The sequence below is a fragment of the Ignatzschineria sp. RMDPL8A genome, assembly GCF_029815055.1.
Lineage (GTDB): Bacteria > Pseudomonadota > Gammaproteobacteria > Cardiobacteriales > Wohlfahrtiimonadaceae > CALZBJ01.
Genome location: NZ_JAPPWA010000002.1, coordinates 1,408,552 through 1,433,088, shown reverse-complemented (window position 1 = coordinate 1,433,088; position 24,537 = coordinate 1,408,552). Strand labels below are relative to the sequence as shown.

The 24,537-nt window shown below is 45.4% G+C and carries 17 protein-coding genes; 10 read left to right on the top strand and 7 right to left on the bottom strand.

Annotated elements, in window-relative coordinates:
- Nucleotides 1-130: 130 nt before the first annotated feature.
- The 4 genes from dnaE to OXI21_RS07995 all read left to right on the top strand — a co-directional run bounded on the left by dnaE (nt 131) and on the right by OXI21_RS07995 (nt 8,619).
- Nucleotides 131-3,676 carry a DNA polymerase III subunit alpha gene (dnaE, locus tag OXI21_RS08010; RefSeq protein ID WP_279619045.1) on the top strand — a complete coding sequence of 1,182 codons (3,546 nt, stop codon included), beginning with the start codon at nt 131-133 and terminating at the stop codon, nt 3,674-3,676.
- A gap of 56 nt (nt 3,677-3,732) precedes the next feature.
- Nucleotides 3,733-5,304, top strand: a complete 1,572-nt coding sequence (locus tag OXI21_RS08005; RefSeq protein WP_279619044.1) for a sulfatase-like hydrolase/transferase — start codon at nt 3,733-3,735, stop codon at nt 5,302-5,304.
- A gap of 204 nt (nt 5,305-5,508) precedes the next feature.
- A complete protein-coding gene (locus OXI21_RS08000) occupies nt 5,509-6,702 on the top strand; it encodes an MFS transporter (protein WP_279619043.1) in 1,194 nt (397 codons plus the stop codon).
- Nucleotides 6,703-6,819: 117 nt separating this feature from the next.
- The gene (locus OXI21_RS07995; RefSeq protein ID WP_279619042.1) at nt 6,820-8,619 is read left to right on the top strand and encodes a hypothetical protein; all 1,800 of its coding nucleotides are present in this window, start codon (nt 6,820-6,822) and stop codon (nt 8,617-8,619) included.
- Nucleotides 8,620-8,673: 54 nt separating this feature from the next.
- Here the strand turns inward: OXI21_RS07995 and OXI21_RS07990 are convergent, their stop codons facing one another.
- Together OXI21_RS07990 and OXI21_RS07985 are read right to left on the bottom strand one after the other, a co-directional pair.
- Nucleotides 8,674-9,270, bottom strand: coding sequence for a YiiX/YebB-like N1pC/P60 family cysteine hydrolase (locus OXI21_RS07990; protein WP_279619041.1), 597 nt, complete (start codon nt 9,268-9,270; stop codon nt 8,674-8,676).
- Nucleotides 9,271-9,355: 85 nt separating this feature from the next.
- Nucleotides 9,356-9,757 carry a DUF4878 domain-containing protein gene (locus OXI21_RS07985; RefSeq protein WP_279619040.1) on the bottom strand — a complete coding sequence of 134 codons (402 nt, stop codon included), beginning with the start codon at nt 9,755-9,757 and terminating at the stop codon, nt 9,356-9,358.
- Nucleotides 9,758-10,157: 400 nt separating this feature from the next.
- On the opposite strand from OXI21_RS07985, the gene OXI21_RS07980 reads away from it, so the two are divergent.
- Nucleotides 10,158-11,618, top strand: coding sequence for a carbon starvation CstA family protein (locus OXI21_RS07980; RefSeq protein ID WP_279619039.1), 1,461 nt, complete (start codon nt 10,158-10,160; stop codon nt 11,616-11,618).
- 249 nt (nt 11,619-11,867) lie between these two features.
- Here OXI21_RS07980 and OXI21_RS07975 read toward each other — a convergent pair whose 3' ends face one another.
- From OXI21_RS07975 to OXI21_RS07960, 4 genes are all read right to left on the bottom strand, one after another.
- Nucleotides 11,868-13,379 (bottom strand): succinate CoA transferase, encoded by a 1,512-nt coding sequence (locus tag OXI21_RS07975; protein WP_279619038.1) that lies wholly within the window; start codon nt 13,377-13,379, stop codon nt 11,868-11,870.
- 449 nt (nt 13,380-13,828) lie between these two features.
- The gene (locus OXI21_RS07970; RefSeq protein ID WP_279619037.1) at nt 13,829-15,337 is read right to left on the bottom strand and encodes a succinate CoA transferase; all 1,509 of its coding nucleotides are present in this window, start codon (nt 15,335-15,337) and stop codon (nt 13,829-13,831) included.
- Nucleotides 15,338-15,406: 69 nt separating this feature from the next.
- Nucleotides 15,407-16,636 (bottom strand): 3-deoxy-D-manno-octulosonic acid transferase, encoded by a 1,230-nt coding sequence (locus tag OXI21_RS07965; RefSeq protein WP_279619036.1) that lies wholly within the window; start codon nt 16,634-16,636, stop codon nt 15,407-15,409.
- Between the two features lie 22 nt (nt 16,637-16,658).
- Nucleotides 16,659-17,423 (bottom strand): outer membrane protein assembly factor BamD, encoded by a 765-nt coding sequence (locus tag OXI21_RS07960; RefSeq protein ID WP_279619035.1) that lies wholly within the window; start codon nt 17,421-17,423, stop codon nt 16,659-16,661.
- A 53-nt stretch (nt 17,424-17,476) separates the two neighbouring features.
- On the opposite strand from OXI21_RS07960, the gene OXI21_RS07955 reads away from it, so the two are divergent.
- Both OXI21_RS07955 and pgeF read left to right on the top strand, forming a co-directional pair.
- Complete coding sequence (locus OXI21_RS07955) at nt 17,477-18,475, top strand: RluA family pseudouridine synthase (protein WP_279619034.1); 999 nt, start codon at nt 17,477-17,479, stop codon at nt 18,473-18,475.
- On the top strand, nt 18,456-19,277 hold the full coding sequence (gene pgeF, locus OXI21_RS07950; protein ID WP_279619033.1) for a peptidoglycan editing factor PgeF: 822 nt from the start codon (nt 18,456-18,458) through the stop codon (nt 19,275-19,277). The genes OXI21_RS07955 and pgeF overlap by 20 nt, the downstream gene beginning before the upstream one ends.
- A gap of 35 nt (nt 19,278-19,312) precedes the next feature.
- On the opposite strand, the gene nadA is transcribed toward pgeF, so the two are convergent.
- Entirely contained in the window at nt 19,313-20,341 is a 1,029-nt protein-coding gene (gene nadA, locus OXI21_RS07945) for a quinolinate synthase NadA (RefSeq protein WP_279619032.1), read from the bottom strand.
- 293 nt (nt 20,342-20,634) lie between these two features.
- On the opposite strand from nadA, the gene miaB reads away from it, so the two are divergent.
- The 3 genes from miaB to gap are packed head-to-tail and all read left to right on the top strand — an operon-like array spanning nt 20,635 to nt 24,531.
- Nucleotides 20,635-21,972 carry a tRNA (N6-isopentenyl adenosine(37)-C2)-methylthiotransferase MiaB gene (gene miaB, locus OXI21_RS07940; RefSeq protein ID WP_279619031.1) on the top strand — a complete coding sequence of 446 codons (1,338 nt, stop codon included), beginning with the start codon at nt 20,635-20,637 and terminating at the stop codon, nt 21,970-21,972.
- A gap of 25 nt (nt 21,973-21,997) precedes the next feature.
- The gene (locus tag OXI21_RS07935; protein WP_279619030.1) at nt 21,998-23,485 is read left to right on the top strand and encodes a leucyl aminopeptidase; all 1,488 of its coding nucleotides are present in this window, start codon (nt 21,998-22,000) and stop codon (nt 23,483-23,485) included.
- Nucleotides 23,486-23,535: 50 nt separating this feature from the next.
- On the top strand, nt 23,536-24,531 hold the full coding sequence (gap, locus tag OXI21_RS07930) for a type I glyceraldehyde-3-phosphate dehydrogenase (RefSeq protein WP_279619029.1): 996 nt from the start codon (nt 23,536-23,538) through the stop codon (nt 24,529-24,531).
- Nucleotides 24,532-24,537: the final 6 nt, after the last annotated feature.

The following is a 24,537-nucleotide window of genomic DNA, read 5'->3' as shown; positions in this document are numbered from 1 at the left end:
CTAAACGAGACTTAATCATCCACGAAGTCGATTAAAGAATGCCCGCTTTCCCTCCCTGTAAATCCCCCTTTTGTGATACAATTTCATCTTTTATTCCATCCCTTATTTACCCAATTGTAACGGCGCGTCTATGAGCTTTGTTCATCTAAATTTACATACTGAATTTTCCATTTCTGACGGGATTATCCGGATTAAACCTCTCTTTGCTCGGCTTAAAGAACAAGGGGCAACGGCGGTGGCACTCACCGATTTAGGCAATGAATTTGGCGCAATCAAGTTTTATAAAGAGGCGCTTAAAAATGGCATTAAGCCGATCTTTGGAGCCGATGCACTGCTTGTTACCGAAGAAGATGATCGGGTTGGAAAAATTACACTTCTTGCGCAAAATCACGATGGTTATCTCAATCTTGCCGAGATTTTAAGTAAAGGCTACCGCGAAGGACAAATTCGAGGCGTTCCGCACATTAAGCCTGAGTGGTTAAATGAGTATCACGAAGGACTGATTGTGATTTTATCGAAAGAGAGTCACCTTGGGCATGCCCTCTTAAATCTCTCGGAAGAAGCGGCGTTTCACACCCTTCAAGGGCTCTTTAAGCCCTTTAGCGATAATCGCCTCTATATTGGTGTCAAACGAACCAACTCAGAAGATGATGAACGTTTTATTCAAGCGGCAATTCCCTTTGCAAAAGCGCAAAATCTCCCGTTAGTGGCGCATAATGAAGTGCGTTTTATGGAGTCATCAGACTTTGAGGCTCATGAGGTGCGCTCCTGCATTCAATCGGGCCATGTATTGAGCGATCCGAATCGCCCTAAAAACTACACTAAAGAGCAATATTTACGTTCTCCCGAGGAGATGGAGGCGCTCTTTGCCGATCTTCCCGAAGCGCTTAAAAACTCCGTCGAGATCTCAAAACGCTGTAACGTAAAACTTACCCTAGGCGTGCCGCAATTGCCGAACTTCCCCATTCCTGAGGGAATGACGATGGATGAGTATTTCCGCCATAAATCGGAAGTAGGCCTTGAGGAGCGCATCGGTAAAGAGACGCGCGACAGCCATAAAAAATATTGGGAACGGCTCGATACGGAGCTCAACGTCATTATTAATATGGGCTTTCCCGGCTACTTCCTGATCGTTGCAGACTTTATTCAATGGGCCAAAGATAACGCCATCCCCGTCGGGCCCGGACGAGGTTCGGGAGCGGGCTCTCTTGTGGCGTGGGCACTAAAAATTACCGATCTTGACCCACTACCCTATGACCTTCTCTTTGAGCGCTTTTTAAACCCCGAACGGGTCTCGATGCCGGACTTTGACGTAGACTTTTGTATGGAAGGTCGTGACCGCGTTATTGAATATGTGGCCAATACCTATGGGCGCGAGGCGGTTTCGCAGATTGCAACCCACGGGACGATGGCGGCAAAAGCGGTGGTTCGGGATGTTGGGCGCGCGCTTGGCCATCCTTATGGATTTGTGGATAATATCGCAAAACTGATCCCTTTTGAGCTTGGCATTACTCTTGAAAAAGCGATGATGCAAGAGCCTGAACTCCACGATCTCTATCACCAAGATGAAGAGGTTAAAATCCTCATCGATTTTGCAAAGCAGCTCGAAGGCTTAACCAAATCGGTCGGACGGCACGCCGGCGGTGTTGTGATCGCCCCAACCAAACTCACCGACTTTTCCCCCCTCTATTGCGAGGAAGGATCCGCCGCGCTTGTAACGCAATATGATAAAGATGATATTGAATCGGCGGGCCTCGTTAAATTTGACTTCTTAGGGCTGCGAACGCTCACCATTATCGATTGGGCGCTCAAAAATATCGAATATAACCGCGATAAAACCATCGATATTCAAGCCATTCCGCTCGATGATAAACCCACCTTTGATCTTCTAAAAGCGTGCCAAACCACCGCCGTCTTCCAGCTTGAATCCCGCGGGATGAAGGACCTGCTTCGCCGCATGCAGCCCGATACGTTTGAGGACATTGTCGCACTTGTGGCACTTTTCCGTCCTGGCCCGCTTGAATCGGGCATGGTTGAGGACTTTATCAACCGAAAACACGGGCTTGCCGATGTGGATTATCCTTTTGATGAACTTGAGCCGGTGCTGAAACCAACCTACGGGGTGATTGTTTACCAAGAACAGGTTATGCAGATCTCGCAAATCATCGGGAATTATAGCCTCGGTGGCGCGGACTTGCTGCGTCGTGCTATGGGTAAAAAGCTCCCTGAAGAGATGGAGAAACAGCGCATTCTCTTTATGAAAGGGGCCGATGAGCTTGGCTTTGATAAAGAAAAAGCGGGACACCTTTTTGATCTGATGGAAAAATTCGCCGGCTACGGATTTAACAAATCTCACTCCGCCGCCTACGCCCTGCTTTCCTATCAAACGGCCTATTTAAAACATCATTATCCTGCGGAATTTATGGCCGCCGTACTCTCCTCTGACCTCGATCACACCGATAAAGTGGTGATCTTTATTGAAGAGTGTATGGCGATGGAGATTCCGATTCGTCGCCCGAATGTCAATGAGTCCTACTATCAATTTACCGTCAATCGTCAAAATGAGATTATCTATGGTTTAGGGGCGCTTAAAGGTTACGGGAAAGCGGCCGCGGAGCAATTAACCGCAGAGCGCGATAAAAATGGGCCTTACCAAGATCTATTTGATTTTTGCCGCCGCATCGATCTCTCAAGAACCAATAAACGCGCCATTGAGATCTTAATTCGCGCCGGTGCCCTTGATTGCTTTGATGAATCTCTCGAAACGGTGCTCGATCGCGCCGCCTATCGTGCGCAACTTTTTGAAACGCTGCCGGAGGCACTTAAACTTGCCGATCAACATCATAAAAACCTCGCCAGTGGCCAAGATGATCTCTTTGGACTTTTTGATGCAGGCCCTGCCGAAGCGGTGCAACATGAGTTGCAACCCGCGACGCCGCTAAGTGAATTTGAGCTCTTGCAGATGGAAAAAGCGACGCTCGGATTTTTCTTAACCGCGCACCCGATCGATCAATATCAAACGGAGATCGACCAAATCATCACCAACTCCATCAGCGCCATTATGAATATGCCGGAGCCCACCTACAAACGCTATAACAATAACGATGATTCGAGCATCACCGCGGGGCTGATTACCGATCTGCGCACCACTTATAGCAAGGCGGGCAACAAGATGACCTTTGTCACCCTGGACGATCGCTTTAATCGCATGGAGATTCGCCTGTTTGACGAGATGATTGAGCGCTTTGCCGGCAATCTTAAAGTCGATGAAATTCTCTTTTTACGCGGGGGCCTTGTGTGGGATGATTATAATAATCGCATGAGCATCCGCCCGGTTTCGCTGCATACACTCGATATGATGCGCTATGAACGAGCCCAATTTCTCTCGATTAAAAATCTAGTGCCGATCGATCTTGATCTTGTCAAACGCCTGATGGCAACTCTACCCACAGAGGTACCCGAACAGCGTCTAATCCGCCGAAGCCCCACCGGAGAAGAGGTCTGGTCGCCGGTTCCCCGTGGCGTCCCCATGATTATGCGGTACGAAACAGACTTTGGCTCCTGCATCATTCAATTGAGCGAAACACAATTTTTCTACCCAGAAGATGAAACGTTCGAGGCGCTGAAACTTGAGTTCCACAATGTTTTACAATTTAAATTGCAATATCAGATGTAACCGCTCAAGGATCATCACGAAAATGCTCAATGAAGGTATAAAACGGCTAACTGATTATGGATCAATTTTTTAATATCTACACCACGCTACTGGTTCCGCTTGGAACTGCACTCATTATTTTAACGGCGGTGCGCACTCAACACACCCCAAAATGGGTGCTTCGCCTTGCCTCCTTGGTACCGGCGATTTTACTTATTCTGTTTCTCATTAGTTACCTGCTCTTTTTCTTTGTGGGCGGTGGCATCAATGAGATGATTCTCTATCATTTAGCGATGGGTTTTGGCGAGATTAATCGCTTAAATGATTTCTATCCGCTGATGATTTTTAGTGGCGGTTTAATCGGTGGTGCCCTGTTGAGTTACTGGGTTACCCTTCGTTTTATTTTGCCGTATACACCGAAAAAAACTTATTCCCCTTGGCTTTTATTAGGACTCATTCCGACGCTGATATTTCACCCCCTTTCGATGAATCTTCGCACCGTGGGGACACTCTATTATAGCCAGCCAAGTGATGCCGAGATTGCCCAGTTTGATGCCTATGACAAACGTCCACAAAAGGCGGAATATCTCCTTCCTGAAGGCGCCAAAAAGAAAAATATTATCTATCTGTTTTTAGAAGGCGTTGAGCGCCAATTTTATGCCAACGATGAATATTTCCCTGAGCTTATGCCCAATTTAAAACGCATTGCCGATAATCATCTTGAATTTACCAATATTAAACAGCTCAATATCACCTCCAATACGATTACCGGAACCGTCGCCTCTCAGTGCGCCATTCCACTTATCAACCGTAACACCGGCCACGAGCGCAATAAACGGAATACTTTTCTCCCCAACGGGATTTGCATGGGCGATATGCTAAAAGAGAATGGTTATCACAACCTCTTTTTAACAGGATATCTGCAAACATTTACCAATAAAGGGATTTTCTATACGCAACATGGTTTCTCCCCCGAGGAGATTTATGATTATCCCCGCATGAATGCGCTTCACAATCATCAATATGTGCTCGATAGTTGGAATGGTGGAATGCACGATTATGATCTGTTTGCCTTTATGAAGGAAAAAGTCGATGAATTGAGCCAACAAGAGGCGCCCTATTTTATGGTCATCAATACCCTTGATACACACTTTGAAGATGGACATGTCGATGCGCTTCGCTGTCAAGACGTTCATTATGATCGCTATAAATATGTGATGCCACGCGTTTTACACTGTTTAGATGGCATTATTGAGGATTTTTATCAATATCTTAAACACCATGAAAGCGCAGATGATACCCTACTGGTCATCGCCTCCGACCACCTCTTTCCAGCCGGAAAAATCACCTCAGTGCTGCTCAACATTCCCAATCGTACTAATACCTTTATTGTGGTTGATTTTGAAAAAATGGATAATCGCACCATCGATAAGCCCGGCCTTGCGTTTGATGAAGGCGTTACTATATTAAACTACGCTGGATTTCCGCTTGAAGCGCAACATTTTGGGCGTAATCTATTAAATGAAGATAATGAGAGTATCTATACCGACTTTAATTCAGTAACCGAACTTGATCATACATTAAGCCGATGGGGACGCCTCTTCTCTCGCTTTTGGCTCCCCAAGCAAGACGATGCATCTCATAAATAGATACATTTTCACTCTATTGACACACAAACCACGTTTCGGCGTGGTTTTTAAATTCCATATCGAAAAGAATCGCTTACCCTCGATAAGGTGCTAAAATCCCAATTTAACCTGCTAAAAATCAAGCTAAGATACTTGATTTTTTGTAAAGTTGTAATATGGTGATAGATAGAAATATCTCATTATATAAGAATAAAAATCACCACCATGCCAACGCCCTATACTCTCAAAGACCCCGAGTTCTGGAAGATCTCGATCAGTCTTGGTCTCGCCTCCATTTTTATCTTTGCATTTCTTTACCCGCTTCAACCAATTTTACCGGTGCTTGCGCGCGAATTTGAGGTCTCAATCACCGTTGTAAGCCTCACGATGTCGTTTAGTATTATCGGACTCATTATTGGGCTAAATGTCCTTGGCATGTTGACCGATCGCTATGGTAGGCGTTCATTTGTGCTCGGTTCCCTGTTCCTATCGGTCATCACTTTTTTACTCATCCCGATGACCCACTCCTTTACTTTAATTATCATTTTGCGCTTTATCCAAGGCTTTGCGGTGGCAGCGCTTCCTGCATCCGCCCTTGCCTATATGGGTGAAGAGATCGCCAAACGCGACCTAAAAATTGCGGTATCGATCTATATCGCAGCAAACGCCTTTGGTGGCATGCTTGGGCGGATTGCAACGGGAATAATTACCGATCATTATTCTTGGCAAACGGCCTTTTTTATTTTGGGAACGGCAGGCGCCGTGGTGTCACTGCTCATTACGTTTATTCTGCCAAAATCTCGCTTTTTCCGCGCAACGCAGGGCTCATTTAAAGAGAATCTAAAAGGCTTTGCCTTCCATCTAAAAAATAACACCTTACTGCGCTATTTTGGCATCGGATTTATGATTCAGATGACCTACTCTGCCGTCTGGACCTATCTGCCCTTTTATCTTGAAGGGTCTCCCTTTTATCTCTCGGTTGCAGCGATTGGATCGCTCTATTTAGCGCTTATTTGCGGTGTTCCAAGCGCGCCGATTGCAGGCTTTCTTGCCAATCGCATTCAGTTAAAAATCATTCTCTTTTTCGCCCTTGGGATATTAGCCTTTGGTACGCTACTCACCGGCATTCCCAGCATTTGGATTGTGATGATCGGCCTTTGTTTTGTCAGTTTTGGAATGATCGCCGCTCACTCACTTGCGGCTGCGCTTGTAAACGAACACGCCACCGAATTTCGCGGAACGGCATCGAGCCTCTATTTTGTCGCCTACTACATTGGCGCTGCTGTCGGAAGTACGCTCTTCGCGCCCATTTGGGAAAGTCTGTCATGGGGAGGCATTGTCCTTATTTCAGGTGCTCTCCCACTTCTTTATATTGGTTTTTTAGCGCTTTTCCCGAGCAAATCGGACCGCGCACCGTAATAATTTACGCTTCTTTAATCTTTTTAACCGCTCAATTTGATAGCATGGACTCTTTTTAACCCCACCAATTGATCTTATATCGATTGGTATTATCGCTGTGTTAAGGAGTCCTCATCTATGGTGATCTCTCTCGCTCGTCTTAAGGCGCGTTTACAAAGTCCCATTTTATGCCTCTTGTTTTTATCACTTATCGCATCTTTTTCATCGGTTTACGCCAATGATGGGGTAACTCAAGCCGATGCAAATCTGGCTGAGACTACGCAAAAACCCACTGAAAAGGTGGCAGAGCCCAATTGTTGCGATGCGTTTGAAGAGACTGAAGCGACAATTTTAGAGTTAAATTCGCGCATTAAAGAGCTCCAAAAAGAGCTAAAATCCGCCACAACTGAAGAGAGTGAAAGTGCTATTTCACAGCGAATTGAGCATCTAGAACTCCAACTAACCGAGGCTCGCCGCGCCTTTGAACGGCTCTCTCTTGGCGGCATCGATCCCGCTCACTTTGCGCTCAGCACCGTCTCTGATGACGATAGTTATGATTGGCAAAATGAGTTACTTCAAATCGTGCAGCCGGTATTTGCCGAAGTGCAGCGCATGACGAAAACGACGCGTGAACGGGATAAATTAACGCGCAATCTCACAACGCTTAATGAAAAAATTGCTGAGCTCGAAAAAGGGCTGCAATATCTTGAGACCGTTCCCGCCGATAAATTGAGTAAAACGGCGCAAAATCGCATCACGGAACTCGGGAAAAATTGGGCCAGCTACCACCGCGATCTAAAACGCCAACAAGAGACCTATACAACGAGTCTCAATGCGCTCGAAGATGACTACACCTTTTGGGAAAAATTAAAAATTGGCGCGTGGGAGTTTTTAACTGGTCGTGGCCTCATTCTATTTACCGCGTTTTCCACCTTTTTTGGGATTTTATATCTTTTAACGAAATCAATGGATCTGCTCATTGCGCGTCGTGAACGGAATGGGTATACCCGTAAAGTCAATCTCAAATGGCGTTTACTGCTTCTTGCCTATCGTCTATTTGCCGTTATTTTATCGCTATTTGCTTTTTTAGTGGTACTCCATTCGATGGGCGATATGGTGCTATTTGGCCTTGCGATCTTAATTTTGATGGCGATTCTATTTGGCTTTCGTAACTATGTGCCCCGCTATTTCTCAGAGCTTCGCCTCTTTTTAAACTTAGGGGCAGCCCGCCAAGGAGAGCGCGTTATTTATCGTGGTATTCCGTGGAAAGTGGAAAAAATTAATCTCTATAGCGCCTATTTAGTCAACCCACTTTTAGATAATGGCCGCATTCGTTTGATGCTACCAGAGCTTGCAACCCTTACCTCACGCCCCGTTGAAATGGATGAGATCTGGTTCCCCTCTCGCGTTGGTGAGAGCTTTATGATGTCCGATGGCACCTTTGTGGAAGTGCTACGCCAAACACCAGAAGCAGTCTATTTGGAATCCTTTAATAGCCATATTATCTACCCAACCGCGGATTTTATTGCCGCCAAACCGAAAAATCTCTCGCTTGGTTACTATACCGTCGTTGATTTTGGGCTCGCGTATCAGCACTTTTCAATCCCTGTCGATGTGGTCTTTGAAAAAATCCATACCGCTGTGGAGACTTTTTTACAGGGTACCGATATTCATGATCAATACAATTCAATTAGTGTGGAATTTCGTAAAATTAATGAAGGGGTTTCGCTGGTTTATACCATCATTATTTCGATGAAAGGCTCGGCAGCGGGTTATTATTATCAGGTGGGACGTTTAGTGCAAGAGGCATGTTTACGCTGCGCGCAGCAAGAAGGATGGTCAATGCCCTTTAGTCATGTGTCGCTCAAATCGCCGGAAGAAAATCTCTTCAAACCCCATGACAATGTCACGATTATGCCCAAAAACAATCCGGCGTAAAGTGTTGGTAATGAATGATCTGGTGACTTAGTTGATTTGGTCATTTAGCGATCACTAATGATCCTCTAAATCGGTGTAGCGCCCTTGGTAAATGAGTTCAATTTTTTTAGAGCCGCGCAATTGGCTTGGAAAAAGATAATCACCGCTTACCATCGGCGCTCGAATGGAGGAAAATTCCACCTCTAAATCAAGATCTGCCGCCTGGTAGGCATCATAAATGAGGCGCGTGCAATAGGTTCCTTGAGCCACATTATAATGAAATGGTACGCCTTGCTGAAGCCGTGCAAATTGTGTGGCACTTTGGGCGATCACACCTTCATTTTTAACACGATAAATCGCAAAATGATCACTCCGCTCTTTTGCTAAAAAGAACTCAATGGAATCGATCACAACGCCGGAAAACCCATCACCAATCTCATCGGGCGTTGCATGAATCACCTTCCAAGCCCCATCCTCATAAGTCACCATGCCCACGTGGCTATAAAGATCATTATCAAGGGAGCGCACCACATCGCTCACAAACTCCGTCCCTTCTCTGAAAATAAAATCGCCCTCTTCTAAAAGATCATAAAAAGGCGCACTGACCGCTTTTCCTAACGGCGTTAATAATATTATTAAAGAGATAAAAATAGAGGCGAGAAGACGTTTCATAGATTTTTTCTGGTGTTTGAGAATTTTAGGACAAAAGAAAAGGGAGCATTCTCCCTCTCTTTAAATATCGGTTACTCAGCGATGATTATTGCGAAATTTTCCATTTACCATTCACTTTTTTAAGGCTGATCATATCAACGATATCGTCACCACCGCTCGCATCTTTTGCCGTTACGCGCACTTTTGCCATGGTTTTATCGTCGTTATATTCCGCTTCGCCAAAAGTCATCGCTTTTACGCCGCCTTGTTTTTTGAATTCATTCGCCATCTCTGTTGCCATCATCTCAAATTTTGGCTTGATCATGTTAAGCTCTTCTTGCGATACATCGGACATATCCATTAGATCAAACATGCCATCGATATTGCCTTTTTCAATTTGAGTGAAGTAATCTTTCGCCACTTTAACCGGCTTATCATCAGCGCCACACGCCATTACTGTAAATGCCACCGTGAAAATCATCATAAAACGTGCAAACATACGAACCATAATCTATCCTTTGTTTAATAATCATTAATTTAATGCGTCATCATAGCGTATGAAATATAAAATTAATACCGTAGAACATAAAATCATATGACGTATGTTATTTATCCGCCAAATAAAACAACTAATTAGAAAATCAGTGAGATATTAATGACCAAACTTTACTCAAAACGGTTGATAATCTTCTTAAAATACCCTTAAGTCTTTACCCTTCTTTGCATTTTATCTGCATAATCATCCATGATTATCTCAGCGATGACCTATAACAAAAATGCATAATAGATATACTATTTATCTGCCGTTAAATCATCATACACCTTTGCTATAGTGAAATTAACGCGCCAATTATCGGGCGCAATGTGTGATTCTAACAATAAAAATTCTCATGCAATTGGAGGCCTTAATGATTACCTTTCTTGGCGGTATCGTTTTATTAATTGTTGGCTATTTTACTTATGGTAAATATGTCGAACGAGTGTTTGGGGTAAAGGAAAAGCGCCCAACGCCCGCATTTGTCAATAGTGATGGCGTGGACTATGTCCCGATGAATACGCGTAAAAATGCGTTAATTCAGCTACTAAATATCGCCGGTGTCGGCCCTATTTTTGGCCCAATTATGGGGGCGCTCTATGGTCCTGTTGCCTTTTTATGGATTGTCTTTGGAGCCATTTTCGCGGGCGCAGTGCATGATTATTTAACCGGTATGATCTCCATCCGGAATCGTGGTGCCCATATTCCCGAGCTTGCCGAGCGCTTCTTTGGCTCCTTTATGAAACATATCGTCAATGCGTTTTCGCTTCTGCTTTTAGTCCTTGTGGGGACGGTATTTGTGTCAGCCCCGGCAGATCTTCTTTACAATTTAATGAGCGGTAAAGTGGCGCTCGTAATTTTAGTCTCGGTGATTTTCGCGTACTACGTTTTAGCGACACTGCTCCCGATTGATAAAATTATCGGCCGATTCTATCCGTTCTTTGGGATTTTATTGGTATTAAGCGCCCTTGGCGTAGGCATTGGTCTTATTGTAAAAGGCGCGCCAATTCCTGAATTAACCTTAGAAAATATGCATCCTGGTGGCGTTGCCATCTTCCCACTTCTCTTTTTAACCATTTCATGCGGGGCGCTTTCAGGTTTCCACGCCACTCAATCGCCGATTATTTCACGCACTACCGAATCTGAAGGCGAGGGGCGAAAAATTTTCTACGGCATGATGATTGCTGAAGGGGTTATCGCGATGATTTGGGCGGCGGCGGGCATGAGTCTTTTCCACGGCCAAGAGTTAAATGATATTTTAGCCAACGGCGGGCCTGCGGTGGTTGTGAGTAAAGTGGCGACCACGATGCTTGGCGCTGTCGGCGGCACGATTGCGATTTTAGGTGTGATCATTCTCCCCATCACCTCCGGCGATACCGCCTTTAGAAGTGCGCGCATGATTGTGGCAGATTATTTTAAAATCCCCCAGAAAAAAATGACAAGTCGCCTCTGGATTGCGCTTCCAATGTTTGCGATTTCAGCGGTGTTATTGCAGATCGACTTCACTCTTTTATGGCGCTATTTCTCATGGGCAAACCAATCAACCGCGGTAATTGCCCTCTTTATTGGCGCGATGTACCTCTATATTGATCGCCGTAATTACTGGATTGCGCTCCTTCCGGGGACATTTATGTTGATGGCGGTGACTACCTATATTCTCAATATGCCGATCGGCTTTGGATTGCCGGCGGATATTTCTCAAATCCTAGCAGCGGTGATTACTGCAGTTTTAGTGGTGCTATTTTTCTATGCAGCACGTCGTGCGCGCAATCAAAATACGCCACTGGAAGAAGATATCTCTAATTTCCAACTTGCACAGCCCGTTATCCGCTAATGGGCCTCATAAACACCTGCAATGAAACCGTTGCAACCAAGGAGGCGTGCAGATAAGAACAATAACAATGCACACGAACAATTAGAGCGTAATCTCCGGAGTTACGCTCTTTTTTTGCCTTCGTTTTTTGTCTTATTATCTCTTTATGTAAAACGCAAACATAAAAAAGCTGAAGCGAGGATTTCTCTGCTTCAGCTTAATCTAATACGTCTAACTCTATTTAATCTGGATCGATTAATCGACCATCCATTAATCGAGTAACATCGTGCCTTTTTGGGCAAGATTCACGTGCCATGAGAAGGCTTTCTCTAACACGTGAGGCGTATTACCACTACGGGTCGCTTTCGCTTCCTCATAGTAATCACGGGCTTGTTGCTTAAAGGTTGGATGCATACAGTTTTCGATAATTTTCTCAGCCGCTTCTCGTGGGCAGAGACCGCGAATGTCCGCATACCCTTGCTCGGTGACGATTACATCAACATCGTGATTAGTATGGTCAACGTGGGTCACGAAAGGAACAATCGTTGAGATCGCGCCATTTTTTGCCGTCGATTGCGTAACAAAAATGGTGATGCGCGCGTTACGAGCAAAGTCACCCGAGCCACCAATTCCGTTCATCATATGGGTACCGCTGACATGCGTTGAGTTGACGTTTCCGTAGATATCCACTTCAAGCGCTGTATTAAAGGCAATTACCCCAAGACGGCGGATAATTTCTGGATTGTTGGTGATCTCTTGCGGTCTAAACATAATGCTGTTTTGATATTTCGCAAGATCATTAGCAAGCGTTGCAACGCGGCGCTCAGAAAGAGATAGCGCAGTAGCCACCGCAAATTTCACAACACCTGCGTCAATCAGGTCAAAAATCCCATCTTGCAATACTTCAGAGGCGACAACCAAATCTTTAAATTTCGATTTCGTCATGCCACTTAATACTGCATTGGCCACCGACCCAACGCCTGATTGTAATGGCGCTAAGCTCTCCGTTAAGCGGCCATCTTCTACCTCTTTTTCTAAAAATGAGAGGAGATTATCGGCAATCGCTTGGGTCTCTTCATTGGGCTCGAAAAGTGGTGATGGAATATCGGGTTCTTCTGAGAGAATAATCCCTTTAATCTTATCGGGGCTCACGCGAATACCCTTCTCACCGATATGTTTATTGCTGATATCGTAAATTGGAATCGCCTGGCGCTCCGAGCCTTGATCTGGCATCACCATAATATCGTGAACACCTTCATACTCTTTTGGTGCACTCGTGTTTAATTCCACAATCACATAGTCCGCTTTTTCTACATAAATCGGCGAGTTCCCCACCGATCCTGTGGGAATAATCAGCCCATCTTCAGTGATCGCCGCCGCTTCAATAATCGCGTAATCGATCTTACCGAGCGTCCCTTGACGAACAGTTTCTGCGGTATATGAAAGATGTTGGTCAATGTATTTAATTTCGCCTGAATTGATTTTTTTACGCAGGCTCGGGTTTGCTTGATATGGAAGACGCAGATTAATAATGCCCGCTTCCGCCATCACCCCATCGGCCGTTGGTCCAAGCGATGCACCAGTAAAAATATTGACTTTAAATTTATCGCCGTCTGCACGTTTTGCAAGTGCTTGTGGGAATACTTTGGGCTCACCATAGAGCGTAAATCCACTCATCCCGAGCGTCATGCCATTTTCAATCCAAGAAGCGGCCTCTTCTGCGGATACAATTTTTTTAGCCAGCTCTGGATGACGAATTCGGTTATTAAGATCAGTACTCATTATTATCTCCTCTAATGATACAACTATTTTTAATAGTCTTTGTTTATGATTATTGTTATTAATCGCGCGCTCTCAATTTTGCCGAGAGGAGCGCTTATTAAAGCCGATCATACTGAAAATAGATTCAATGTAAATCGCCGATTCAAAGGATTGCGAGTGCGTTTATCGATCACTAATCGATGCGCTTAGCCTTCATTTTATTTCTTTTTCTTAATTTAAATCAAGGCTTAATCGCTCTCAAATGAACCGTTGAATTATCCCACTATATAATTAAATACGCTTAAAAAGCAATCTTTTTTCTGCTTCCTGTTTCTCTCTTGTTTGCCTCCAAAGGGCGCTTTTTTAAAATTCTCTATTTTAATGGCGCATAAAAAAAGGAGACCGATCGGCCTCCTCTCTGATTTCTACAATTGTCTACAATCTAGTGTGATTTCCTAGCATCAAGACGCTTAGTCTAATAGCATCGTACCTTTTTCTTTAAGGTTTAAGTGCCATGAGAACGCTTTTTCTAATACGTGAGGTGTGTTGCCCCCGCGTGCTTTCGCTTCTTCAAAGTAGTCGCGAGCTTGCTTTTTAAACTTCGGATGCATACAGTTTTCGATGATCACTTCCGCCGCTTCCACAGGGCAAAGACCGCGAATATCTGCATAGCCTTGCTCAGTAACAATCACATCCACGTCATGATTGGTATGGTCAACGTGCGTTACAAAGGGAACGATCGCTGAAATCGCGCCATCTTTTGCCGTGGATTGCGTGACGAAAATGGTGATACGAGCGTTACGAGCAAAGTCGCCCGAACCGCCGATACCGTTCATCATATGCGTGCCGCTTACATGCGTTGAGTTGACGTTTCCGTAGATGTCCACTTCAAGCGCGGTATTGAATGAGATCACCCCTAAACGGCGGATTACCTCTGGGTGGTTACTCACTTCTTGTGGGCGGAAAATGATCTTATCTTGATAGCGTTTTAAGTCTTCTGCTAAGCTCTCAACACGGCGTTTTGAGAGAGATAATGCCGTTGCTGCTGCAAATTTAACTACGCCTGCGTCAATAAGGTCGAAAATACCATCTTGAAGCACTTCAGAAGCCACCACGATATCTTTAAATTTCGATTTCGCCATGCCACTTAATACCGCATTAGCAACCGATCCAACGCCCGATTGAAGCGGTGCCAAGCTCTCAGTTAAGCGTCCTTCTTCCACTTCACGCTCAAAGAACGAGAGAAGATTATCCGCAATCGCTTGGGTCTCTTCATTCGGTTCAAAAAGCGGTGATGGAATGTCGGGCTCTTCTGAAATTACGATACCGCGCACTTTAGCCGGATCTACTTTGATCCCTTTCGTGCCGATGCGTTTACCGATCTCATAGACCGGAATTTCTTGACGCGTATTTTCACCTTGCGGGCCCGGTACGTAGATATCGTGAATGCCTTCGTACTCTTTTGGCGCCGTTAAGTTCAATTCAATAATTACGTGTTCGGCCATATCAACATAGATAGGCGAGTTACCGACCGATCCTGTTGGGATAATTTCACCCTCTTCAGTGATCGCTGTCGCTTCAATTACGGCATAATCGATCTTGCCAAGGCTGCCTTGGCGAAGCGCTTCTGCGGTATATGAAAGATGTTGGTCGATATATTTGATTTCACCATCGTTAATTTTTTTACGTAAAACGCGGTTACTTTGATAGGGGAGTCTAAGATTTAAGATATCCGCTTCGGCCATAGACTGGTCCGCCGCTGGGCCAAGCGATGCGCCGGTAAAGAGGTTTACTTTAAATGTCTCTTTCTTGCCTCTTTCTGAGAGCGCTTGTGGGAATACTTTTGGCTCACCAAACAGTGTGAAACCACTCATCCCTAAGGTCATGCCATCTTCAATCCATGATGCAGCTTCTTCCGCTGAGACCACTTTTTCCACAAAGTCTTTGTGGCGAATTCTACTACTTAAATCAGTACTCATATTTCCTCCTCCAAGGATTTAGACTAATGCCGATTAAGTGTGGACAATTCGCGTCGAATCGCCCTTTACCTAATCTATAAAAGGTTCGATTACATGTAAAATGGTGTCGCTCGCGCCTTGATTTTCCATCATAGTGCGATGCGCATTTTGCCCCAATATTTCTCTCTTTTTGGGGTGTTCAATCAGCTCTTTAATGACGTTTGCGAGCTCCGGATAGTCGCAGGATACAATGGCATTATTCGCCTTAAAAAGCTCAAAGATTTCACTATTTTCATGCATGAAAGGACCGACAATTATGGGCTTGCCAAAATAGGCCGGTTCTAAGATATTATGCCCACCAATGGGCACAAAACTACCTGCCACAGTAGTAATATCCGATATCGCATAAAAGGTCAATAGCTCACCGATGGTGTCAATCAGCCAAAGATCGGTATCGGTATGAAATTCATTTAATGCCGTTTCAGAGCGTTTTAGATAACGTAAATCGGCATTTTTAATTAGGTTTTCAACCTCTTTAAAGCGCTCGGGATGACGAGGCGCAAGGAGCAATTTTAGCTCCGGAAATTGCGCTTTTAATTGACAAAACGCCGTTAAAATTCCCGCCTCTTCCCCCTCGTGAGTACTCGCCACAATCCAAAAAAGCGCAGAGCCCTTAATCGAGGTTAAAGTTTTCACCGCCTCCATCGCTTTACCCGGCACGCGCATCTCATACTTAATATTGCCCATTTTTTGGGCAGACTTTACCCCAAGTGCTTTAAAACGCGCCACATCGTCATCGGTTTGCGCTAGAACATATGTCTGACTTAAGAGCGAGCCAATGGTTTTAGGAATTTTTTGATAACGATAAAAGGAGCGATCCGAGAGGCACGCGCTAATAATAAAAAGTGGGATATTGAGGACTTTTGCTTGATGGAACAGATTGGGCCAAATCTCCGTCTCCATGATTAAGATCACCCTAGGGGCGACTTTTTTCAAAAATCGGCGCGTCATCGCACCGCCATCAAGCGGTAAAAAGGTATGGAGAACCCGGTCCCCAAAACTCTCTTTAATTTGGCGACTACCCGTTAAGGTTGTGGCGGTAAAGAGGATTTTTTTATCAGGATAGGTTTCAAGTAGGCGGTGAACAAAAGGCGTTACCGCTCGCACTTCCCCAAGGGAGACGGCGTGGATCAAAATATCGGCCTTGGGAATCTCACCAAGGGCAAAACGTGCCTTAAAAGAGTGACGCCCAAGCGGTGAGCGCCAATCTTTATAGAAGCGGTAGAGTGCAATGGGCGGCAGTAATAGCCACCACAGCACGCGATAGATCCAAAAAATCACATTAATTAAACTCAGCTAAACGAGAATCTTGCGGGAAGTTATGGCGCAATAATGCAAGGCGATTTTCCGCTAAATCCGTCAATCCAAGCTCACGATAAGATTTAACTTGAAGATAGAGTGCATCGGAAAGTGACGGCGTTTGGTCATAATGATCGAGCACATATTGCGCACGATTAGCCGCGCCGACATAGGCTTTACGCTTGAAATAGAACTCAGCGATGTGCATTTCGGATTCGGCGAGGGTGTTACGCAGATAGACCACACGTTTTGCTGAATCAGCTGCATAGACGCTATCGGGATAATGCTCTAGAATATGTAAAAATGAATTAAGAGAATCGGTCATCTGCTGCTGATCAATTTTAGAGCGATCTGGCGGCATCAATTTATCTAAGATAGAACGTGCACGGTCAAAGTTGATTAAACCTTGCATGTACCACGCATAAGCGATATCCGGATGATTGGGATAAAGCTTCATAAAATCATCAATTTCGCGCAGTGCCTCATCAAAGTTACGATCGTGATAGAGCGCATAAATTTTATTAAACTTCGCTTGCTCGGCTAAAGAACTATGAGGAAAACGAGCTTCAACTGCGTTAAAATGATCCACCGACGATTTATAGTTACCGCTTTTTACTTCACGATCCCCTTCTTCGAGCAGTTGAACCGCTGACATTCGTTTAATACGATCTTCTCGCGGTGTAGAACAGCTTGATAGGCCGACAATAACCAGCGTGGAGACAAAAAGTCTTAGAAATTTCTTATTCATTTTATTAATATGGTTCCTAAATTTAATCAGCAACGAAATTATACCCAAAAGTTATGAAACGTTCAGAAACATTTACCACAGTTTTAACCGAGGCCCATGCGGGCTCGCGAATTGATCTCGTATTATCGCAAGTTTTCCCTGAGATTTCACGCAATCAAATTCAAAATCTTATCAAAGCGAAGAAAGTTTTGATGAATGGCAAAGTTCCCAAGCCCCGCGACATTGTCGAAGGCGGTGAAGAGGTAAGCCTTGAGATCGAGATCGATGAAGGTGTTTCGGCGCCAGAACCGCAAGCGATTGCCCTTGATATCTTATATGAAGATGACGATCTTTTAATCGTTAATAAGTCTGCGGGCATGGTGGTTCATCCTGGTGCCGGAAACCCCAATAACACCCTGATGAATGCCCTGCTCTATCACTATCCGCCACTGAAAGATCTTGAGCGCGCGGGCATTGTCCACCGCCTTGATAAAGAGACCTCCGGCGCATTAGTGATTGCCAAAAATGAAGAGACCGCGGAAGCGTTACAAAAGCAATTTGCCGAACGTACCGTCACCCGCGTCTATCAAGCATTACTTGTGGGCGAACTTATCTCGGGCCGTACCGTCGATGCGTTTATCGGGCGCAATCCCTATAATCGCAAAAAAATGATGATTACCGAATACGATGAAGAGCTTGAAGAGAATCCTGGTAAAGAGGCGATTACGCACATTCGCGTGCTTGAACGTTTCCGTGAGCACACCTTAGTGGAATGCCACTTAGAGACCGGTCGCACCCATCAGATTCGCGTGCATATGCAACATATCAATCTTCCCATTGTGGGCGATCCAGATTACGGTAGCCGTCTTAAAATCCCAAGAAAATTTACCCATCATGCGGAAAATGTTTTACGCGGATTTAGACGCCAAGCGCTCCACGCCTATCAGGTTGGATTTAGCCACCCAAAAACCGGTGAAGACGTGCTTGCAACCGCACCACTGCCCAAAGATATGACGACGCTAATCGACGCCATTCGTGAGGATCATGAACTCTATGTCAAAGATCATTTCTAAACAAGGCCTGATTGATGTCTCAGGGATGACGCTATTAACGCCGACTTGGCCCGAGATTCCAAACGTTCGCGCTTATACGACAACCCGCATTGGGGGCGTAAGTGAAGCGCCGTTTGATCGGCTTAATTTAGGCCTCTCAAGCGGGGACAATCGCGCTCATGTGCTGGAAAATAGATCCCGGCTCTTTGATGCGCTCGAGGTGCCGGACACGGTTTTTTATCTCAATCAGATTCATTCCAACATTGCCGTGCGCATTGATGAAAGACTGATTGGTGTCGGTGCTGATGCCTCGATTACCGCAAAGCCTCGTGAGGTTTCCTACATCCTTACCGCCGATTGCTTGCCCATTTTAGTGGCGCATCGTGAAGGAAAAGAGGTGGCGGGAATTCACGCCGGCTGGAAGAGTTTGCTTACCAATATGATCGAAGAGACGCTCGCTCTCGCTCAATTTCCGCTCGATGAGTATTACATCTGGCTTGGGCCGGCAATTTCGCAAAAAGCATTTGAGATTGGCCAAGAGGTGCGCATGAGTCTTGAGCTTCGCGAACGTCAACTGGGGATTTCATCTCAACACTCAGATCATCAGGCGATATTTAGCCCCTCTCCTTCTGAGGTGGAAGGCCGTGTCTTTGCCGATATCTATCAGCTTGCTAAAAATCGTCTCACCCATCTTGGGATTCCAAACGAGCATATTTTTGGCGGTGATTTTTGTACCTACAGCGACCGAGAACTCTTCCATTCTTATCGCCGTGATGGCAATCAATCAGGGCGCATGGCAAGCCTGATCTGGATTGAACCGTAACCTGCCATCACCTAAAACGCGGGGATTTATCCCCCTTAAGAGCGAAAACTGAGCATCCGATCAATGCCGATTTTCGCTTTTTTACGAATGGCTTCCGGCACCTCAATCTGATTCTCGCCAGTTTTAAGGACATGCAGAATCTTCTCAAGATGATTCATCGCCATCCATGGACACGCCCCACAGCTCCGGCAACTGACATCATGGCTTGCCGTTGGCGCGATATGGAAGGTTTTCCCCGGTACCGCTTCTTGCATTTTATGGAAAATCCCCCGATCGGTTGCTACAATAAACTCTGTTGCGGACGAGGCTTTTGCTGCGCGAATCAATTGTGACGTTGAACCCACCACATCCGCTTCAGCAATGACATCCATCGGCGATTCTGGGTGAACGAGCACCGACGCCTTCGGATAACGCGCCTTATATTTAATGAGCTCACCGGCTTTAAATTCATCATGCACAATGCAGCTCCCCTCCCAAATCACCATATCCGCACCCGTCTCTTTCTCGATATAGCGCCCGAGATGCTGATCCGGTCCCCAGAGGATTTTTTCACCTTGCTGATGAAGCGCCCGCACAATCTCAAGCCCAACGGCCGATGTCACCACCCAATCCGCCCGCGCTTTCACCTCGGCACTGGTATTGGCGTAAACCACAACCGTACGATCGGGATGCTGATCGCAAAACGCACTAAACTCATCAATCGGGCAACTTAAATCAAGGGAACACGCCGCCGCTAAATCCGGCAATAACACCCGTTTGTCAGGGCTTAAAATCTTCGCCGTCTCTCCCATAAATTTAACTCCCGCTACGACTAACGTATCAGCCTCCGTATCTCGTCCAAAGCGTGCCATCTCAAGCGAGTCCGCCACGCATCCGCCCGTTGTTTCTGCCAATGTTTGGATTAACGGATCGGTATAATAATGCGCCACAATCGTCGCATTGTTAGCGGTGAGCTCTTCGGCAATTGCCTCCGTTAAGCGTTCGATGTCGGCACCCGTTAAATCGCCATGCACGGCGTGTCCTTCGGGCAGTGAAATTCGCTCTTTATTTATTCCCGGATTCATTCCTCACTCCTTTCATTTATGGTTGTTTTATTATTTTTTTTATTAATACTCAATTTGAGCATATCCTGTTTACAGAAAGATTCAACTTAAAAACCCTCAATAATTTTACTAATCGGTCATTCTTTCATGGCATATCGTTGAGATAATTTAATAAACGAACGCTTTTTGTGATTTTTTGTAAGGATTCTGCCCTTTTCTAATCGATGGAAAATTAACCTGAATTCACTCTTGAAATAAGCTAAAATAGCCCCATAATTACGATTCACCGATAACGACTTATTAATAAAAAATATATGACCCACTCGGCACAAAAGAAATTTTATATCCAAACCCAAGGTTGCCAAATGAATGAGTATGACTCAAAGAAAATGGCCGACAGCTTGAATGTCTTTTGCAACCTTGAGCGAACCGAAAATATTAACGAAGCAGACGTTTTAATCTTAAATACCTGCTCGATCCGCGAAAAAGCGCAAGAAAAAGTCTTCTCTGAACTTGGGCGCTGGCGCAAACTGAAAGAAGAAAATCCTGAACTGATTATCGGCGTTGGCGGCTGTGTTGCGAGCCAAGAAGGCGAAGCAGTTAAAAAACGCGCGCCTTACGTTGATGTGATTTTTGGACCACAAACCCTGCATCGCCTGCCTAAAATGGTGATGGATGTCTGGAAAGGCAACGGGACTCAAGTGGACGTATCATTCCCCGAAATTGAGAAATTTGACCATCTTCCCAAACCTCGCGCAGAAGGCGTTACCGCATTTGTATCGATCATGGAGGGCTGTAATAAATATTGCTCATTCTGTATCGTGCCGTATACGCGCGGTGAAGAGATTTCACGCCCCTTTATCGATGTGATCGGTGAAATTGCCATTTTAGCAGAACAAGGCGTGCGTGAAGTCACGATGCTTGGCCAAAACGTCAACGATTATCGCGGTGAAATGCCCGATGGAAAAATTGGCGACCTTGCGCTTTTAATCGAATATGTGGCGCAAATTGAGGGGATCGAACGAATCCGTTATACCACCTCTCACCCGCTAGCGTTTTCGGACCGTTTAATTGAAGCCTATGCGCGTGTTCCAAAATTGGTCTCGCATCTTCATCTTCCGGTGCAATCGGGTTCTGATCGCATCTTAATGATGATGAAACGCAATCACACAGCGGCTGAATATATCGAAAAAATTCGTAAACTGCGTGAAATCCGCCCTGAAATCTCCATCTCAACGGATCTTATCGTCGGTTTTCCAGGCGAAACAGCAGAGGAATTTGAAGAGACAATGAAACTTGTGGAAGAGATCGGCTATGATCACTCCTTTAGTTTTATCTACTCGCCCCGCCCAGGCACGCCTGCGTCAAACCTTCCCGATGATGTTCCCATGGAAGAGAAAAAAGAGCGCCTAGCACGTCTACAAAAACGTCTATCTGAACAGGCGAGCGCCATTTCACAAAATATGGTGGGCACAACCCAACGTATTTTAGTGGATCGCCCATCTAAAAACGATCCGCGCGAACTTGCGGGACGTACTGAAAATAACCGAGTTGTGAACTTCCAAGGCCCACAAGAATTGATCGGACAATTTTGTGATGTTGTCATCACCGAAGCGTTCCCCAATTCACTGCGTGGCCGTCTCGTTCTTTAATATATAACGAAAAATAGAGGAAATTATGAGTAACAATCAAATCAATTTTGCCCTCTCAACGGATGCCCTAGCGACACACGAAACTGATGTGTTAGTGGTGGGAATTTGTGAAGAGGCGCTCTCAAATGAAGCAAAAATTCTCGATAAAGCCATGAATGGCCAGATCGAGGCGCTAAAGGATGCGGGCGATATTACAGGTAAGGTCGGATCTCTGCTTCCTCTATTTAATGTCGAGGGCATTAAGGCTAAACGCCTGCTCCTTGTTGGATTTGGGAAAGAGGAAAAACTCAATCTTAAAAACCTTAAAAAAGGCGTCACGGCGGCGACTAATTGGGTAAAAGGCACGAAAGCGGAAAGCGTTACCTTCGCGCTTCTTGATCGCTGTGTTGAAAAAGAGACCTCGCTCCCTGCATTAATGCAAGCGGTGGGCTCTGCACTCTATATCTATGATGAATGCAAAAGTGAAAAAGCGCCAGAGCGTGCTCTTAAAACCGTTCATATCTTAGAAAAAGAGAACAATGATCGTTTAGAAAACGCGTTTAACTACGGTAAAGCGCTCGTTAGCGGTATGAACTTCACCAAGGATTTAGGCAATGCCCCCGGGAATGTGATTTATCCGACGACGCTTGCAGAACGCGCGCAAAAATTGGCTGAAGAATTCCCCTTAATCACGGTCAAAGTGCTTGATCAGGCGGAGATGGAAAAACTTGGCATGGGATCGCTGTTAGGTGTTGCTCAAGGCAGTGACGAACCCCCCAGATTGATCGTTTTAGAATATAACAACGAAGGGAAAGAAAAACCCGTTGCGCTTGTGGGTAAAGGGGTCACCTTCGACTCAGGCGGTATCTCGCTTAAACCGGGCGCTGCCATGGATGAGATGAAGTTTGATATGTGTGGCGCAGCCTCAGTACTCGGAACATTCCGCGCTGTGGCTGAACTTGGCATGAAACTCAATGTGGTAGGCGTAATCCCCGCGGTTGAAAATATGCCATCGGGCAAAGCGTGTAAACCGGGCGATGTGTTAACGAGCATGTCAGGGATCACCATTGAAAACTTAAATACCGATGCGGAAGGTCGCCTCATTTTATGTGACGCACTTACCTACGCAACACAATATGAGCCCGAAGCGATCGTCGATATCGCCACCTTAACCGGCGCAATTATTGTAGCGCTTGGCTATGACGTATCCGGCCTATTTTCAAACAACGACGCGCTTGCGGAAAGCCTCAAAGAGAGCGCTTTTAAAGCGGACGATCAAGTATGGCAATTCCCTATTTGGGAAGATACTTTCCAAGATATGCTTGAATCCAACTTTGCCGATATTGCAAACATTAGCCCAGGTCGTGGTGCGGGATCAATCACCGCTGCATGCTTCCTTGAGCGCTTTGTAAAAGAGATTCCATGGGCACATTTAGACGTAGCAGGAACCGCGTGGACTACCGGTAAAGAGAAAGGGGCTTCTGCGCGCCCTGTTCCGCTACTCCTCAATTTCTTAAAGAAATATGAAGCGTAATCAGCGTTTCATTTCTATTTTTATCGAAACTCTCAAAAAGGAGATATCAGATGACAATTCGTGTGGGTATTAATGGTTTTGGTCGTATCGGTCGCTTCGTATTCCGTGCGGCATGTGAGCGTAACGACATCGAAGTTGTGGGCATTAACGACTTAATCGACGTTGAATATATGGCGTATATGCTTAAATATGACTCAACACACGGCCGTTTCAACGGTACTGTTGAGATCAAAGATGGCCAGCTCGTGGTAAACGGTAAAACAATCCGCGTTACCTCAGAAAGAGATCCTGCTGATCTTAAATGGGGCGACATCAACGTAGACGTAGTTGTTGAAGGAACAGGCCTCTTTTTAACCGACGAAAAAGCGCGTAAACACATCGAAGCGGGTGCGAAAAAAGTGGTCATGACTGGCCCTTCAAAAGACGCAACTCCAATGTTTGTAATGGGCGTAAACGAAAAAACCTATAAAGGCGAAGATATCGTTTCAAACGCATCATGTACCACAAACTGCTTAGCGCCTATCGCAAAAGTATTAAATGATACGTGGGGCATTGAATCAGGTCTTATGACCACGGTTCACGCAACCACAGCAACACAAAAAACCGTTGACGGTCCTTCAATGAAAGACTGGCGCGGTGGCCGTGGTGCATCACAAAACATCATCCCATCATCAACGGGTGCGGCGAAAGCAGTGGGCGTTGTTATCCCTGAGTTAAACGGTAAATTAACCGGTATGTCATTCCGCGTTCCAACCCCGAACGTATCCGTCGTTGACTTAACCGTAAACCTTAAAAACCCCGCAACCTACGCTGAAATCTGTGCAAAAATGAAAGAGATGTCTGAAGGCGAACTCAAAGGTATCCTTGGATACACTGAAGATGCCGTTGTTTCAACTGACTTCTTAGGCGAAACATGCACCTCAGTATTTGACGCAGACGCAGGGATCGCATTAACCGATAACTTCGTAAAAGTGGTTTCTTGGTACGATAACGAAATCGGCTACTCAAATAAAGTACTTGATTTAGTTGAGCATATCTCTAAATAAGCCCGA